At 73.5% G+C, this 15,867-nt stretch carries 13 protein-coding genes; all 13 read left to right on the top strand.

All coding sequences use genetic code 11. The features are described 5' to 3' along the window. The 13 genes from pyrR (at position 1) to DEI93_RS08935 (ending at position 15,852) form a co-directional block, all read left to right on the top strand. Positions 1-561: a bifunctional pyr operon transcriptional regulator/uracil phosphoribosyltransferase PyrR gene (pyrR, locus tag DEI93_RS08995; protein ID WP_181434791.1), complete on the top strand. Its 561-nt coding sequence runs from the start codon at positions 1-3 to the stop codon at positions 559-561. After that, positions 558-1,550: an aspartate carbamoyltransferase catalytic subunit gene (locus tag DEI93_RS08990; RefSeq protein WP_111013251.1), complete on the top strand. Its 993-nt coding sequence runs from the start codon at positions 558-560 to the stop codon at positions 1,548-1,550. The genes pyrR and DEI93_RS08990 overlap by 4 nt, the downstream gene beginning before the upstream one ends. Further along, positions 1,547-2,908 carry a dihydroorotase gene (locus DEI93_RS08985; RefSeq protein ID WP_111119382.1) on the top strand — a complete coding sequence of 454 codons (1,362 nt, stop codon included), beginning with the start codon at positions 1,547-1,549 and terminating at the stop codon, positions 2,906-2,908. Before DEI93_RS08990 ends, DEI93_RS08985 begins: the two co-directional genes overlap by 4 nt. Next, positions 2,905-3,456 (top strand): PH-like domain-containing protein, encoded by a 552-nt coding sequence (locus DEI93_RS08980; RefSeq protein ID WP_111048822.1) that lies wholly within the window; start codon positions 2,905-2,907, stop codon positions 3,454-3,456. Before DEI93_RS08985 ends, DEI93_RS08980 begins: the two co-directional genes overlap by 4 nt. Beyond that, positions 3,453-4,694, top strand: coding sequence for a glutamine-hydrolyzing carbamoyl-phosphate synthase small subunit (gene carA, locus DEI93_RS08975; protein WP_111119381.1), 1,242 nt, complete (start codon positions 3,453-3,455; stop codon positions 4,692-4,694). Before DEI93_RS08980 ends, carA begins: the two co-directional genes overlap by 4 nt. After that, on the top strand, positions 4,694-7,966 hold the full coding sequence (gene carB / locus DEI93_RS08970) for a carbamoyl-phosphate synthase large subunit (protein WP_111009152.1): 3,273 nt from the start codon (positions 4,694-4,696) through the stop codon (positions 7,964-7,966). The genes carA and carB overlap by 1 nt, the downstream gene beginning before the upstream one ends. Further along, positions 7,963-8,874, top strand: coding sequence for an orotidine-5'-phosphate decarboxylase (gene pyrF / locus DEI93_RS08965; protein WP_349815058.1), 912 nt, complete (start codon positions 7,963-7,965; stop codon positions 8,872-8,874). The genes carB and pyrF overlap by 4 nt, the downstream gene beginning before the upstream one ends. Continuing rightward, entirely contained in the window at positions 8,871-9,818 is a 948-nt protein-coding gene (gene gmk / locus DEI93_RS08960) for a guanylate kinase (protein ID WP_111119380.1), read from the top strand. The genes pyrF and gmk overlap by 4 nt, the downstream gene beginning before the upstream one ends. A 32-nt stretch (positions 9,819-9,850) precedes the next feature. Further along, positions 9,851-10,114, top strand: a complete 264-nt coding sequence (gene rpoZ / locus DEI93_RS08955; RefSeq protein ID WP_111009151.1) for a DNA-directed RNA polymerase subunit omega — start codon at positions 9,851-9,853, stop codon at positions 10,112-10,114. A gap of 3 nt (positions 10,115-10,117) precedes the next feature. Then, positions 10,118-11,326 (top strand): methionine adenosyltransferase, encoded by a 1,209-nt coding sequence (gene metK / locus DEI93_RS08950; RefSeq protein WP_111009150.1) that lies wholly within the window; start codon positions 10,118-10,120, stop codon positions 11,324-11,326. Positions 11,327-11,419: 93 nt separating this feature from the next. After that, positions 11,420-13,450: a primosomal protein N' family DNA-binding protein gene (locus DEI93_RS08945; protein WP_111119379.1), complete on the top strand. Its 2,031-nt coding sequence runs from the start codon at positions 11,420-11,422 to the stop codon at positions 13,448-13,450. A gap of 30 nt (positions 13,451-13,480) precedes the next feature. Beyond that, a complete protein-coding gene (locus tag DEI93_RS08940; protein ID WP_111119378.1) occupies positions 13,481-14,431 on the top strand; it encodes a methionyl-tRNA formyltransferase in 951 nt (316 codons plus the stop codon). Further along, entirely contained in the window at positions 14,428-15,852 is a 1,425-nt protein-coding gene (locus DEI93_RS08935) for an RsmB/NOP family class I SAM-dependent RNA methyltransferase (RefSeq protein WP_258368472.1), read from the top strand. Before DEI93_RS08940 ends, DEI93_RS08935 begins: the two co-directional genes overlap by 4 nt. Positions 15,853-15,867: the final 15 nt, after the last annotated feature.

Raw genomic sequence — 15,867 nt, 5'->3', positions numbered from 1 at the left:
ATGGGCGCCCGCACGGTGCTGCAGTCCGCTGACATCACGCGCGCGATGACGCGCATCGCCCACGAGGTCCTCGAGGCGAACCACGGCGGCTCGGACCTCGTCCTGCTCGGCATCCCGACGCGCGGCGCCGTCCTCGCCGAGCGCCTCGCACGGGTGCTCGAGTCGATCGAGACGGGCGCCGGCACGGTCGGCACCCTCGACGTCACCATGCACCGTGACGACCTCGGCCGGGGCATCGGTCGCGCGCCGCACCGGACCGTCATCCCGGCGAGCGGCATCGACGGCAAGGTCGTGGTGCTCGTCGACGACGTGCTCTACAGCGGCCGGACCGTGCGCGCCGCGCTCGACGCGCTGCAGACGATCGGGAGGCCCAGGGCCGTCCGCCTCGCCGTCCTGGTGGACCGGGGGCACCGGGAACTCCCGATCCGGGCCGACCACGTGGGCAAGAACCTGCCGACCGCGGCGGACGAGCGCATCTCGCTCCACCTCGCCGAGACCGACGGTGTCGACGAGGTCGTCATCGAGGGTGCCCGGACCGCACCCGAGGTCACCGTCCGATGAGGCACCTGCTGTCCACCCGGGACCTCCCGCGTGCCGAGGCCATCGAGGTGCTCGACGTCGCCGAGGAGATGGCCGACACCGGCACCCGCGAGGTCCGCAAGCTCCCGGCGCTCCGCGGCAAGACCGTCGTGAACCTGTTCTTCGAGGACTCCACCCGGACGCGCATCTCGTTCGAGGCGGCCGCCAAGCGACTGTCCGCCGACGTCATCAACTTCGCGGCGAAGGGATCGAGCGTCTCGAAGGGGGAGTCGCTCAAGGACACCGTGCAGACGCTCGGAGCGATGGGGGTCGACGGCATCGTCATCCGCCACGGCGCGTCGGGCGCCCCGCGCGTGCTCGCCGACAGCGCCTGGGTCGACGCGGCCGTCGTGAACGCCGGGGACGGCACCCACGAGCACCCGACACAGGCCCTCCTCGACGCGTTCACCATGCGCCGTCGGATCCACGGCGCCGACTCGCGGGGCCGGGACCTCGACGGCGTGCGGGTCCTCATCGTCGGCGACGTGCTGCACTCCCGGGTCGCCCGCTCGAACGCGTGGCTGCTCCGCACGCTCGGTGCGCACGTGACCTTCGCGGCACCGCCCACGCTCCTGCCGGTCACGCCACGGCCGTTCGGTGCCGCGGTGCACCACGACCTCGACGCCGCGCTGGCGGAGGCCCCGGACGTCGTCATGATGCTCCGGGTGCAGCAGGAGCGCATGCACGACGCGTTCTTCCCGAACCCCCGCGAGTACACCCGGCACTACGGCCTCACCGCGGGACGCTTCGCGGCGCTGCCGGATCGGACCATCGTCATGCACCCCGGGCCGATGAACCGCGGTCTCGAGATCGCGGGCATCGCGGCCGACGACCCCCGGTCGACCGTCGTCGAGCAGGTCGCGAACGGTGTGTCGGTCCGGATGGCCGTGCTCTACCTCTGCCTCACCGGAGGGGACCGCACGGGTGCCCCGACGACGAGCACCCCGACCGCCGAGGAGGCGACGGCATGACGACCACCCACCTGATCCGCGGCGGCACCCTCGCCGACGGAACCCGAGCCGACGTCCTCCTGCGCGCTGGCCGCATCGCGGAGGTCGGCCCGCGCGTGGACGCAGGGTCGGCGCAGGTCGTGGACGCCGACGGCCTGCTCGTCCTGCCCGGGCTCGTCGACCTGCACACGCACCTCCGCGAGCCGGGCTTCGAGGAGTCCGAGACGGTCCTGACCGGGTCGCGCGCGGCGGCCGTCGGTGGGTTCACCGCGGTCAACGCCATGGCGAACTCCTCGCCCGTCGCCGACACCGCCGGTGTGGTGGAGCAGGTGCAGGCGCTCGGCGACGCCGCCGGCTACGTGACCGTCCGCCCGATCGGGGCCGTGTCCCAGGGGCTCCAGGGCGCGCAGCTGTCCGAGATCGGCGCGATGGCGACCTCCCGAGCGCGGGTGCGGGTGTTCTCCGACGACGGCTCGTGCGTCTCGGACCCGCTCCTCATGCGTCGGGCGCTCGAGTACATCACGGGCTTCGGCGGCGTCCTGGCGCAGCACGCCCAGGAACCGCGTCTGACGATCGGCGCGCAGATGAACGAGGGCGCGCTCTCGTCCGAGCTCGGGCTCGCGGGGTGGCCCGCGGTCGCCGAGGAGGCGATCATCGCCCGCGACGTCCTCCTCGCGGACCACGTCGGCGCGCGTCTGCACGTCTGCCACGTGTCGACCGCCGGCAGCGTCGAGGTCATCCGGTGGGCGAAGTCCCGCGGGATCGCCGTGACGGCCGAGGTCACACCGCACCACCTCCTCCTCACCGAGGACCTCATCGCCGGGGGCCCGGACGGCGTCGACGGCTACGACGCCCAGTACAAGGTGAACCCGCCGCTGCGCCGTCGCGAGGACGTCGAGGCGCTGCGATCCGCGCTGGCCGACGGCACGATCGACATCGTGGCCACCGACCACGCTCCGCACACCGACGAGGCGAAGTGCTGCGAGTGGCCGGCCGCGGCGAACGGCATGGCCGGGCTCGAGTCGGCGCTCAGCGTCGTGCACGAGTCCGTGGTCGCCACGGGTGGTCTCGACTGGGCGGACGTGACGCGCGTGTTGTCCTCGGCGCCCGCGCGGATCGGGCAGGTGGCCGGCCAGGGGCAGGCGATCACGGCGGGCGCACCGGCCGAGGTACTGCTCTACGACCCCGCAGCGTCGCGGACGTTCCAGCGGCAGGACCTGGCGGGCCAGTCGACGAACTCCCCGTACCTCGGCATGCGCCTGCCCGGACGGGTGGTGGCGACGTTCCACCACGGCTACGCGACGGTCCTCGACGGCCGTGCGGTCGACGCCGAGCGCGTCGCGGCAACGGCGCGCGCCGCGACGGCGGTGTCGGCATGACCTGGTCCACCGAGGCCGTGATCCTCCTCGTGATCGTCGCGCTGCTCGTCGTGATGGCGCGGACGTGGCGGCGGCGAGGACGCGGGCAGGACGCGGTCGTGCCTCCCGTCCCGGTGCCCCCGGGACTGCACACGGCGCTCGGCTCCTGGGACGGCCTGTACGTGGCGACGACCCGCGCCGACCAGCCGCTCGAGCGGATCGTCGGCGGAGGCCTCGGGTTCCGTGGGCGCGCCGCGCTCAGGGTCCACGACGAGGGCGTCGTGCTCTCGATCGCCGGCGAACCCGAGCGGTTCGTGGATCGTCGTGCAGTCCGCGGGGCGGACCGCGCCACCTGGACGATCGACCGCGTCGTCGAGCGCGGCGGACTCGTCCGACTGCGATGGCGGGCGACCGGCGCCGCGGGTGCGACGGACCTCGACAGCTACTTCCGGTTCCCCTCGGGTGATGCGGCTCCGCTCGCGGCCCTGCGGGAACTGACCCAGACGACCAGCCCGGTGACGGGCGAGCGAGGCCCGGACACGGGCGACGGAGGAGAACCGACACGATGACAACACGCGAACGGGCACTGCTCGTCCTCGAGGACGGCACCCGCTACGAGGGCTGGGCCTACGGCGCCCGCGGCCGCACGCTCGGCGAGGTCGTGTTCGCCACCGGCATGACGGGGTACCAGGAGACCCTGACGGACCCGTCGTACGCCGGCCAGATCGTCGTGCAGACGGCACCGCACATCGGCAACACGGGTGTGAACGACGAGGACCCCGAGTCCGGTCGGATCTGGGTGGCGGGCTACGTGGTGCGGGACCCGAGCCGCATCGTGTCGAACCACCGCGCGAACGCGAGCCTCGACGACCACCTCGAGCGTGACGGCATCGTCGGGATCTCCGGCATCGACACGCGCGCGGTCACCCGCCGGATCCGCGACGCCGGGGCCATGAAGGGCGGCGTGTTCAGCGGCGCGGACGCGGACCTCGGACCCGACGAGCAGCTCCGTGTCGTGCGCGAGCAGACCGACATGACGGGCCAGAACCTCTCCGCGGCCGTCTCGACCCGCGAGGAGTACGTGCTCGAGCCGGAGGGCGACCGCATCGGGACCCTCGCGGTGCTCGACCTCGGTGTGAAGACGTCGACTCTGCGGTACCTGGCGGCGCGCGGGTTCGAGGTCCACGTGCTGCCGCAGGACGTCTCGATCGACCGGCTGCGCGAACTCGACCCCGACGCCCTGTTCTACTCGAACGGTCCCGGCGACCCGGCGGCCTCGGACGCCCAGGTCGAGCTCCTCCGTGAGACCCTGCGTGACGGCCGGCCGTTCTTCGGCATCTGCTTCGGTAACCAGCTGCTCGGTCGGGCGCTCGGGTTCGGGACGTACAAGCTCCCGTTCGGGCACCGCGGCATCAACCAGCCCGTCCTCGACACGACGACCGGGCGGGTCGAGATCACGAGCCAGAACCACGGTTTCGCGGTGGACGCACCCGTCGGCGAGGTGCTCGAGTCGCCGATCGGCTTCGGACGGGTCGAGGTGAGCCACTTCAGCCTCAACGACAACGTCGTCGAGGGCCTGCGCGCGCTCGACATCCCCGCGTTCAGCGTGCAGTACCACCCCGAGGCCGCGGCGGGCCCGCACGACAGCATGTACCTGTTCGACCGGTTCCGGGACATGGTGATCGCCCGGCGCGAGGGGCGTCCGCTCGACGCCGTCACGGCCGCCGCCACCACGCCCGCCGCCGACCCGACGCACGACCGGCCGAGCGACAGCTCGGCCACCACGACCGGAAGCAGCAACGACTGATGCCCAAGCGCCCCGACATCACATCCGTCCTCGTCATCGGCTCCGGGCCGATCGTCATCGGGCAGGCCGCCGAGTTCGACTACTCCGGCACCCAGGCGTGCCGCGTCCTGCGCGCCGAGGGCGTCCGGGTCGTCCTCGTCAACCCCAACCCGGCGACGATCATGACCGACCCGGACTTCGCCGACGCCACGTACATCGAGCCGATCACGAACGACTCGCTCGAGGAGATCATCAAGATCGAGCGCCCGGACGCCGTGCTCCCGACGCTCGGCGGACAGACGGCGCTCAACGCGGCGATCGCGCTCGACGAGGCCGGCATCCTCGAGCGCTACGGCGTCGAGCTCATCGGCGCCAAGGTCGACGCGATCCAGCGCGGTGAGGACCGGCAGCTCTTCAAGCAGCTCGTGCTCGAGTCCGGTGCCGACGTGGCCCGGAGCCACATCGCCCACACCGTCGACGAGGCCAAGGCGTTCGCGCTCGATCTCGGCTACCCGCTCGTCATCCGCCCGTCCTTCACGATGGGTGGTCTCGGTTCCGGGTTCGCCTACACCGAGGACGAGCTCGTCCGCATGGTGGGGGACGGCCTCCACGCGAGCCCCACGACCGAGGTCCTGCTCGAGGAGTCGATCCTGGGCTGGAAGGAGTACGAGCTCGAGCTCATGCGCGACCACGCCGACAACACGGTGGTCGTCTGCTCGATCGAGAACGTCGACCCCGTCGGCGTGCACACCGGCGACTCCATCACCGTCGCGCCCGCCCTGACGTTGACCGACCGCGAGTTCCAGAACCTGCGGAACATCGGCATCGACATCATCCGTCGGGTCGGGGTTGACACCGGCGGCTGCAACATCCAGTTCGCGGTCGACCCGGCGACCGGCCGGGTCATCGTGATCGAGATGAACCCGCGGGTGTCCCGCTCGAGCGCGCTCGCGTCGAAGGCGACCGGGTTCCCGATCGCGAAGATCGCGGCGAAGCTCGCCATCGGCTACCGCCTCGACGAGATCCCGAACGACATCACCCAGAAGACGCCGGCGAGCTTCGAGCCGACGCTCGACTACGTCGTGGTCAAGGTGCCGCGGTTCGCGTTCGAGAAGTTCCCCGCGGCCGACGCGACGCTCACGACGACGATGAAGAGCGTCGGGGAGGCCATGGCGATCGGACGCAACTACGCGCAGGCACTGCAGAAGGCGCTGCGCAGCCTCGAGAAGCGCGGATCGAGCTTCCACTGGCCTGCGGAACCGGGCGACAAGGACGTCCTGCTCGCGGCCTCCCGGGTGCCGACCGACGGTCGCATCGTGACGGTGCAGCAGGCGCTCCTCGCGGGTGCCACGGCGGGGGAGGTCTTCGCGGCGACGGGGATCGACCCGTGGTTCGTCGACCAGATCGTGCTCATCAACGAGGTCGCTGCCGAGGTCCGCGGGGCGTCGACGCTCGACGCGGGCACGGTCCGGTGGGCCAAGCAGCACGGCTTCAGCGACGCCCAGATCGCGGAGCTCCGCGGGACCGACGAGCAGTCCGTGCGGGCGACCCGCCACGAGCTCGGGATCCGCCCAGTGTTCAAGACGGTCGACACCTGCGCCGGGGAGTTCCCGGCCCTGACGCCGTACCACTACTCGAGCTACGACGCCGAGACCGAGGTCGCGCCGAGCGACCGCAAGAAGGTCGTCATCCTCGGTTCCGGTCCGAACCGGATCGGGCAGGGCGTCGAGTTCGACTACTCGTGCGTGCACGCGTCCTTCGCACTCGCGGCCGCCGGCTTCGAGACGATCATGGTGAACTGCAACCCCGAGACCGTGTCGACCGACTACGACACCTCGGACCGCCTCTACTTCGAGCCGTTGACCGCCGAGGACGTCCTCGAGGTCATCGAGGCCGAGGCGGCGTCGGGCGAGCTGGTCGGCGTCGTCGTGCAGCTCGGCGGGCAGACCGCGCTCGGGCTCGCGAAGCCGCTCGAGGCCGCCGGCATCCCGATCCTCGGCACGAGCCCGCGGTCGATCGACCTGGCCGAGGAGCGGGGGCTGTTCTCCGGCATCCTCGACGAGGCCGGGCTGGTGGCCCCGCGGAACGGCACTGCGCACGACCTCGAGAGCGCGACCGCCGTGGCCGAGGAGATCGGCTACCCCGTGCTCGTCCGTCCGTCGTTCGTCCTCGGTGGTCGCGGCATGGAGATCGTGTACGACAGCCCCTCGCTCGTCGACTACTTCGACCGCGTCGCCGACCAGGCGATCATCGGCCCGGATCTGCCGTTGCTCGTGGACCGGTTCCTGGACGACGCCGTGGAGATCGACGTCGACGCGTTGTTCGACGGCCAGCGGCTCTACATCGGCGGCGTGATGGAGCACATCGAGGAGGCCGGGATCCACTCCGGCGACTCGAGCTGCACCCTGCCGCCGGTGGGCCTCGGTCGTGCCGAGATCGACGCGGTCCGCGCGGCGACCGAGCGGATCGCCCGCGGGGTCGGCGTGGCGGGTCTCCTCAACGTGCAGTTCGCGATCGCGGCCGGTGTGCTCCACGTCATCGAGGCGAACCCCCGTGCGAGCCGGACCGTCCCCTTCGTGTCGAAGGCGCTCGGCATCCCGCTGGCCAAGGCGGCGGCGCGCGTCATGACCGGCAGCTCGATCGACGACCTCGTCGCCGAGGGTCTCCTCCCCGAGCGTGACGGCTCGGTCGTCCCGATGGAGGCCCCGATCGCGGTCAAGGAGGCCGTGCTGCCCTTCCGGCGGTTCCGGACCCGCGACGGCCAGGTCGTGGACAGCGTGCTCAGCCCCGAGATGCGGTCCACCGGCGAGGTCATGGGCATCGACCGCGACTTCCCGCGGGCGTTCCTCAAGAGCCAGATCGCCGCGTACGGCGGTCTGCCCACCTCGGGCACCGTGTTCGTCAGCGTCGCGGACACGGACAAGCGGGCCATCGTCCTGCCCGTGCACCGCCTCCAGCAGCTCGGGTTCACGATCATCGCGACCGAGGGCACCGCCGAGATCCTGCGCCGCAACGGGATCGACGTCCGCGTGGTCGGCAAGTACAGCCAGGGTGGCGAGAACGTCGTCGACCTCCTGGCCCGCGACGAGGTCGACATCGTCATCAACACGCCGAGCGGGGCGGCCGGTCGCGCGGACGGGTACGAGATCCGCGCCGCGACCGTGGCGGCGGACAAGCCGCTCTTCACGACCATCGCGCAGCTCGGTGCGGCGGTCGCGGCGATCGAGACGATCGGCACCCCGCACAGCGTGCGCAGCCTCCAGGACTACGCCCTCGAGCGGGCGACCTGGTGATCGACGAGGCGACCGCTCCGTCGGCTCGGACGGGAGGCGCGACACGGTTCGGTGCGCGCCTCCGGTCCGCCATGGGGGAGCGGTCGCCGCTGTGCGTCGGGATCGACCCGCATGCCGCGACGCTCCGCGCCTGGGGACTCCCACGGAACGAGGCCGGTCTGACCGCGTTCGGCGCGGTGCTCGTCGACGCCGCCGTGGGCCGCGCCGCCGCGGTGAAGCCCCAGGTCGCGTTCTTCGAGGTCGCCGGCGCCGCCGGCTACCGGGCGCTCGAGGCCACGGTCCGGCGCGCACGGGACGCCGGCCTCCTCGTCATCGCGGACGCGAAACGCGGGGACATCGGGTCGACGGGGGACGACTACGCCGCCGCGTGGCTCGACCCCTCCTCGCCGCTCGCGTCCGACGCCCTGACGGTGTCCCCGTACCTCGGGTTCGGCGCCCTCGCCGGGACGCTCGACGTCGCGGCGGCGGCGGGGGCGGGCGTGTTCGTCCTGGCCGCCACGAGCAACCCCGAGGGCCGGGTCCTGCAGACCGCCGTGATGCAGGAGGGGGCCCGTTCCGGGTCGTCCGTCGCCGCCGGTATCGTTCTGGACGTGGCAGACGAGAACCGACGCAGGGCAGGGGAGCACACGGGCGGGCCGGGGGAGCTCGGCTCGGTCGGACTGGTCATCGGCGCGACGCTCGACCTCGCCGACTTCGGTCTCCGCACGGACGCCGTGGGGTCGGCACCGGTGCTCGCGCCGGGGTTCGGCGCGCAGGGAGCCCGGATCGAGGACCTCCGGGAGCGCTTCGGCGCCGTCGCCGACCAGGTCCTCGTGAACGAGTCGCGTGGCCTGCTGGCGTCCGGTCCCGACGGGGTCCAGGACGAGGTCGCCGCGCGGGTCGACCGCATCGCGGCGGCGCTCGCGTGAACGCGGACGGCACGGGCCAGGAGGACGTCCCCCCGGGCGGGGCGTCCGGCTCTCGCGGGTCCCGGCCGCCCGAGGTCGACCGGGCCGCGGCCGCCCGGGCCGCCGTCGCCGCACGCCGAGCGCGGGCAGCCGTGAAGGCCGACGTGGCCTCCGGTGCCCGGTCCGGGCTCGACGTCGCGCGGGCTGCCTGGGGGAGCGACGCGGCCACCGCGGAGCAGTCGCTCCGCGTCCGCGACCTCCTGACGAGCCTCCCGGGCATCGGTCCGGCGCGTGCCGAGAGCGTCATGGCCACGCTCCGCATCGCGCCGACGAAGCGGCTGGGCGGCCTCGGCACGCGGCAGCGCGGGGAACTCGCGGACTGGCTGGCGTCGCGGTCCGGTCGTCGCCGACGCGCCTCGCGGCTCGTCGTGCTCGCCGGGCCCACCGCGGTCGGCAAGGGCACGGTCTCGGCGTACATCCGGGAACACCACCCGGAGGTGCTCCTCAGCGTCTCCGCGACGACCCGGGCACCGCGCCCGGGCGAGGTCGACGGCGTCCACTACTACTTCGTCGACGACGCCGAGTTCGACCGGATGGTCCGCGAGCGCGAACTCCTGGAGTGGGCGACGGTCCACAATTCCTACCGATACGGCACGCCCCGACCGCCCATCGACCGCGCGCTCGACCAGGGGCGCAACGTGCTGCTCGAGATCGACCTGCAGGGTGCGCGGCAGGTCCGCGCCGCGATGCCCGAGGCGCTCCTGGTGTTCCTGCTCCCGCCGACGTGGGAGGAACTCGTCCGGCGGCTCATCGGGCGGGGGACCGAGAGCCCCGCGGAGCAGCAACGGCGGCTCGACACGGCGAAGGTGGAGCTCGCCGCCCAGGACGAGTTCGACGTCCGGATCGTGAACTCCGATGTCCGTACCGCTGCGCAGGAGGTCGTAGACTTGTTCTCCGCGCCGTGACCCGGCGCTCGTCAACCTACCGAGGAGCTCCCATGGCCGACCGTTCCCAGGGCATCATCGATCCGCCCATCGACGACCTGCTCGCCAAGGTCGAGTCGAAGTACGCGCTCGTCATCTTCGCGTCGAAGCGTGCGCGGCAGATCAACGACTACTACGCCGACCTGCACGAGGGCAGCCTGTTCGACAACGTCGGCCCGCTCGTCGACTCGACCATCGACGACAAGCCGCTGTCGGTCGCGCTCCACGAGATCAACGAGAACAAGCTGACTGCCACGCCGCAGACGCCCGACGCCTGATCCGTGACGTCCGCACTTCGCCTCTTCACCTCCGAGTCGGTCACCGAGGGGCACCCGGACAAGATCTGTGACCAGATCTCGGACCGCATCCTCGACGCGCTCCTGACCGTCGACCCCCACGCCCGAGTCGCGGTGGAGACCCTCGTGACGACCGGTCTCGTGCACGTCGCGGGCGAGGTCACGACTGCCGGCTACGTCGACATCCCCACGATCGTGCGCGACGTCATCACCGGCATCGGGTACGACTCGTCCGAGGTCAGCTTCGACGGCCACACCTGCGGGGTCGAGGTCTCGATCGGCTCGCAGTCGCCCGACATCGCGCAGGGCGTCGACGACGCGCTCGAGGCCCGGACGGGCGCGACGGATCCGCTCGATCGCCAGGGTGCCGGTGACCAGGGCATCATGTTCGGCTACGCGACGAACGAGACGCCCGAGTACATGCCGGTCGCCATCTGGATCGCACACCGGCTCGCCGAGCGCCTCGCCGCGGTCCGCAAATCGGGCGAGCTGCCGTACCTCCGACCCGACGGCAAGACGCAGGTCACGATCGGGTACGACGGCGTGACGCCGCGGACCGTCGAGACCGTCGTGCTGTCGACCCAGCACGCGCCGACCGTGTCGCTCGAGCAACTCACCGTCGACATCACGGCCCGGGTGATCCGCCCCGTGCTCGACACGGTCGCGCTGGACTCGAGCGCCGTGGACGTCATCGTGAACCCGACCGGCCGCTTCGAGATCGGCGGTCCCCAGGGCGACGCGGGGCTGACGGGTCGCAAGGTCATCGTGGACACCTACGGCGGCGCCTCGCGGCACGGTGGTGGTGCCTTCAGCGGCAAGGACCCGTCGAAGGTGGACCGCTCGGCCGCGTACGCCCTGCGGTGGGTCGCGAAGAACGCGGTGGCCGCCGGTCTCGCCGACCGGCTCGAGGTCCAGGTCGCCTACGCGATCGGCCGCGCCGCCCCGGTCGGGCTGTACGTCGAGTCCTTCGGGACCGGCCACGTGGACGACGCCGTGATCGTCGACGCCATCCGGGCGGTCTTCGACCTGCGGCCCGCGGCGATCATCCGCGACCTCGACCTGCTCCGCCCCACGTACGCCGCGACGGCGACCTACGGACACTTCGGTCGGGAGCTCCCCGGGTTCACCTGGGAGGCCCTCGACCGTGTCGAGGCGCTGCGGGTCGCCGCCGGCCTCGTGACGGCCGGGGTCTGACGGTCCGTCGTGCCGGAGGACGCGCCAGCGCCCGCTGAAGCGGCGCGGTCTCCGCGCGCGGACGCGCGGCCGCCCCTGCCCGGCGCCGCAACGGTGCCGACGGTCGAGGCCGCGGCGGCGCCCGCGGGCGCGGCCTCGCCCGCGTCCGCGACCCCGCGGATCGCACGCGTCGTCCTCGACTCACCGCTCCCGCAGCTCGACCGGTTGTTCGACTACCGCATCCCGGACGCGATGCGCGAGGCGTGCCTCCCGGGTGTCCGGGTGCGCGTCCCGCTCCGCACGGGCGCCCGGATCGCGGACGCCTTCGTCGTCGAGGTCGCCACCGAAGGCTCGTTCCCCGGCGACCTCAGTCCGCTCGAGGAGGTCGTGTCGCCCGTCCCCGTCCTGGCGCCGGAGGTCTGGCGGCTGGCGCGCGCCGTCGCGGACCGCGCGGCGGGGGTGGCGAGCGACGTCCTCCGGTTGGCGGTGCCACCGCGTCAGGTCCGCGCCGAGAAGGCGTTCCTCGCAGGGGACACCACGACGGTGCCGCCGGTCGTCACCGCGCCGGTGGTGACGGCGTACCCGGAGGGCCGCGTGGAGGCCCTGCTCGAGGACGGCGGTCGCGCCGCGATGACCGCGATCGCGCATCCGGTGCGGCTGCCGGACGACTCCTGGGTGGACGGGTGGGCGCGCACCTTCGCCGAGGCGGCGGCCCGGGTGCTCGCGTCGGAGCGGACCGCGATCCTCGTGGTGCCGGACTTCCGGGATCTCGCCGAGGTCGAGCGCGCCGTCGCCGCCTTCGTCCCCGCGGAGCGTGTGGTGCGGTTCGACGCGCGGCAGACGAACGGGCAGCGCGCCCGCGCACTCCTGACGGCCCGGTCGGGTCCGGTCGTCGTGGTCGGCAACCGCGCGGCGGTGTACGCACCGGCCGAGCGCCTCGGGTTGCTCGCCGTCTGGGACGACGGCGACCCCTCGTTCGTCGAGCAACGCGCTCCCTACGTGCACACCCGTGACGCCGTGCTGCTCCGGACCGCGCAGTCGGGGGCGGCCCTGCTGCTCGCAGCGCACGCGCGGAGCACCGACGTCCAGCGTCTGGTCGAACTCGGGTGGCTCGACGACGTCCGGCCCGTCCGCGCGGTCGTCCCGCGCGTGGTGCCGACCGCGCAGCAGACGTCCGCGGAGGGCTGGGCCGCGCACGCCCGGATCCCGTCCGCGGCCTGGCGTGCGGCACGCGAGGCCAGCCGTACCGGTCCCGTGCTCGTGCAGGTGGCGAGTCCGGGGTTCGCGACGGGGCTCGTGTGTGCCGACTGCGGCGACCGGGCCCGCTGTCCGCGGTGCGGGGGACCCCTCGGCCGGGCGACGTCGTCCGGCGTGCCGCAGTGTCGCTGGTGCGGGGCCCTGGCGGTCGGGTACCGGTGTCCCACCTGCCAGGGGTCCACGCTCCGTCCGGTCGGCCACGGCGCGCAGCGCACCGCGGACGAGCTGGGACGGGCGTTCCCCGGGACGCGGATCGTCGTCGCCGACGGCGCCCGTCCGGTGGACGAGGTCGACGACCGACCCGCCGTCGTGGTCGCGACCCGCGGCGCCGAACCGTCGACGCCCGGCGGGTACGCGTGCGTCCTCCTGCTCGACGGCGAGCGCATGCTCGCCCGCGAAGGCCTGCGCGTCGCCGAGGACGTCCTCCGGGTCTGGGCGAACGCGGCGGCCCGGACGGCGCGCGGCGGCACGACGTTCCTCGTCGGCGTCGGCGGACGGCTGGCGACGGCGATGGCCACGTGGCGGCTCGAGGTCCCGGCGCACGACGAGCTCGCCGACCGCCGGGTCCTGCACTTCCCGCCCGCCGTCCGCGTGGCGACGCTGACCGGGACGGACGAGGCGGTGGCCGCCGCGGTCGAGGCGCTCGGCGACGCCCTCGTCGGGCCCGTGCTCGGTCCGGTGGCCGTCGACGACCCCGTACCCGGGACGGTCCGGACGATCGTGCGGTTCCCGTACGCGCACGGCACCGAGGTCGCGGCGACGCTCAAGGCCGAGGTGATCCGGCGGTCGTCGACCCGTCGGGTGCTGCCCGGGGGCAACCGTCGCCGCGCCGCACCTACACTCAGGGTGCGGCTCGACGACGTCGAACCGTTCTCCGAGGGCCCCTGAGCCCCCTCCACCGACCACCACCCGGAGTCCATGCGTCTCGTCGTCGCGGGCAGCCCCGCAGCCGCCGTCCCCACTCTCCGTCGCCTCGCCGCGACGGACCACGAGATCGTCGCCGTCCTGACCCGGCCTCCGACGCCGCAGGGCCGCAAGCGCGTGCTCACCCCGACCCCGGTCGCGGTCGCCGCCGAGGAACTCGGGCTCCCCGTGATCACGGCGTCCCGCGTGGACGCCGACGTCACGGAGCGACTCCGTCTCCTCGGACCGGACCTCGGCGTCATCGTCGCGTACGGTGCGTTGCTCCGTCGTGCCGCGCTCGACGTCCCGCGACACGGCTGGCTCAACCTGCACTTCTCGTCGCTCCCGGCTTTCCGGGGCGCTGCGCCCGTCCAGCGCGCCGTCATGGCGGGCGAGCGGTCGACCGCGGCGACCGTGTTCCGCCTCGTCGAGGAGCTCGACGCCGGACCGGTGTACGCCTCCGAGCCGTTCCCGATCGGGCCCGACGCGACGGCCGGCGAGGTCCTCGCCGCCATGGCCGAGACGGGCGCCGAGCTCGTCGCGCGCGTCGTCGACCACGTCGCGGCGGGCCGTGCGGTCGGCGTCGCGCAGGTGGGCGAACCCACCACGGCTCCGAAGACGACCTCCGCCGACGGCCACGTCGCCTTCGACCGTCCGGCTGCGGTCGTGCACGCCCACGTGCGCGGGGTGACGCCGGAACCGGGCGCGTACGCCTACCTCGGTGCCACGCGGGTCAAGCTGCTCCGGACCGCCCGCACGACACCGACGACACGGCCGGCAGGCCTGGTGACGACGACCGAGGAGCTCGCACCCGGTGCGCTCGGGCTGGTCGGCGGCGCGCTCCGTGTGGGCACCGCGACCGAGCCGCTCGAGCTCCTCGAGGTGCAGCCGGCCGGTGGGCGTCCGATGCCCGGCGCGTCGTGGGCCCGCGGTCTCGGGGACCTCACGTCGGCGGTGCTCGCGTGACACCCACGACGCCCGAGGGCAGCGGCTGGGGGAACCGCGGTGCGGGGACGAGCGCCCGGCGCGTGGCGCTCGACGTGCTCCGTGCGGTCCAGGCGGACGACGCGTACGCGAACCTGTTGCTCCCGGTCCGCATCCGACGCGCGGGGCTCTCCGCCCGGGACGCCGGCTTCGCGACGGAGCTGACGTACGGCACCATCCGGATGATCGGCACGTACGACGCGATCATCGAGGCGGCGTCCGGGCGCCAGGTCGCGAACATCGAGGCCGACGTGCTCGACGTCCTCCGCCTCGGCGTCCACCAGCTCGTCGGGATGCGCGTGCCGTCCCACGCGGCCGTGTCGCAGACGGTCGACCTCACCCGGGCGATCGGAGCGCGTCGGGCGAGCGGGTTCGTCAACGCCGTGCTCCGGAAGGTCGGTGGGCGCGACGCGGACGGCTGGGACGCCGAGATCACCCGCGGCCTGACGGGCGACGACCTGCTCGCGAGGCGCTGGTCACACCCGCGCTGGGTCGTCGGTGCCCTCCGCGACGCCCTCGCCGCCGAGCGCGCCCGCGACGAGCTCGTCGCCCTGCTCGCGGCCGACAACGTGCCGGCCGGTGTGACCCTGGCGGCGCTGCCCGGGCTCGTCGAACCCGGCGACGTGTTGCCGGATGCCGAGGCGGAGCCTCCCGTCTCGCCGGTCGGGGTCCGCGGAGTCGCCGGGGACCCGTCGCGGGTCCCTGCGGTCGCCGACGGCCGAGCGCGGGTGCAGGACGAGGGGTCGCAGCTCGCGGCGCTCGCGTTGACCCGCTCGTCGGCCATCGCTCCGGGGGAGCGTTGGCTCGACCTCTGCGCCGGCCCGGGCGGCAAGGCCGCGCTGCTCGCCGCGGAGGCCCGGGTCGCCGGCGCCACGCTCGTCGCCAACGAGCTCGTCCCGGCGCGTGCGGGACTCGTCCGATCGGCGCTCGAACGCTTCACCGAGACCGTGACGGTCACCGAAGGCGACGGCCGCCGGTTCGGACGCCCGGGGGAGGCCGGACCGACCGCGCCGGGCAGCTACGACCGCGTCCTGCTCGACGCGCCGTGCACGGGCCTCGGCGCCCTCCGTCGTCGACCGGAGGCGCGATGGCGGAAGGACCCGGAGGACGTCTCGGAGCTCGCGGTGGTGCAGGCGGAACTGCTGGACGCCGCCGTCGCGTCGCTCGCACCGGGCGGCACGCTCGCGTACGTGACGTGCTCGCCACACCTCGCCGAGACCCGTGGGCAGGTGGACGCGCTCCTCGCCCGGCACGGCGACGTCCTCGAGCAGGTCGACACGGCCTCCGTGGTGCGGAGCATCGCCGCTCGGGACCCGCAGGTCGCCGACGGCGCCACCGTCCAGCTCTGGCCGCACCGCATCGGCACGGACGCGATGTTCATCGCCCTCCTGCGTCGGCGCTGACGGGGCGGGAGCGGC

The organism is Curtobacterium sp. MCBD17_035, from assembly GCF_003234815.2.
Taxonomy (GTDB): Bacteria; Actinomycetota; Actinomycetes; order Actinomycetales; family Microbacteriaceae; genus Curtobacterium.
Note: the sequence above shows the minus strand (reverse complement) of the source record. Positions and strands in the feature narration are given on the sequence as shown.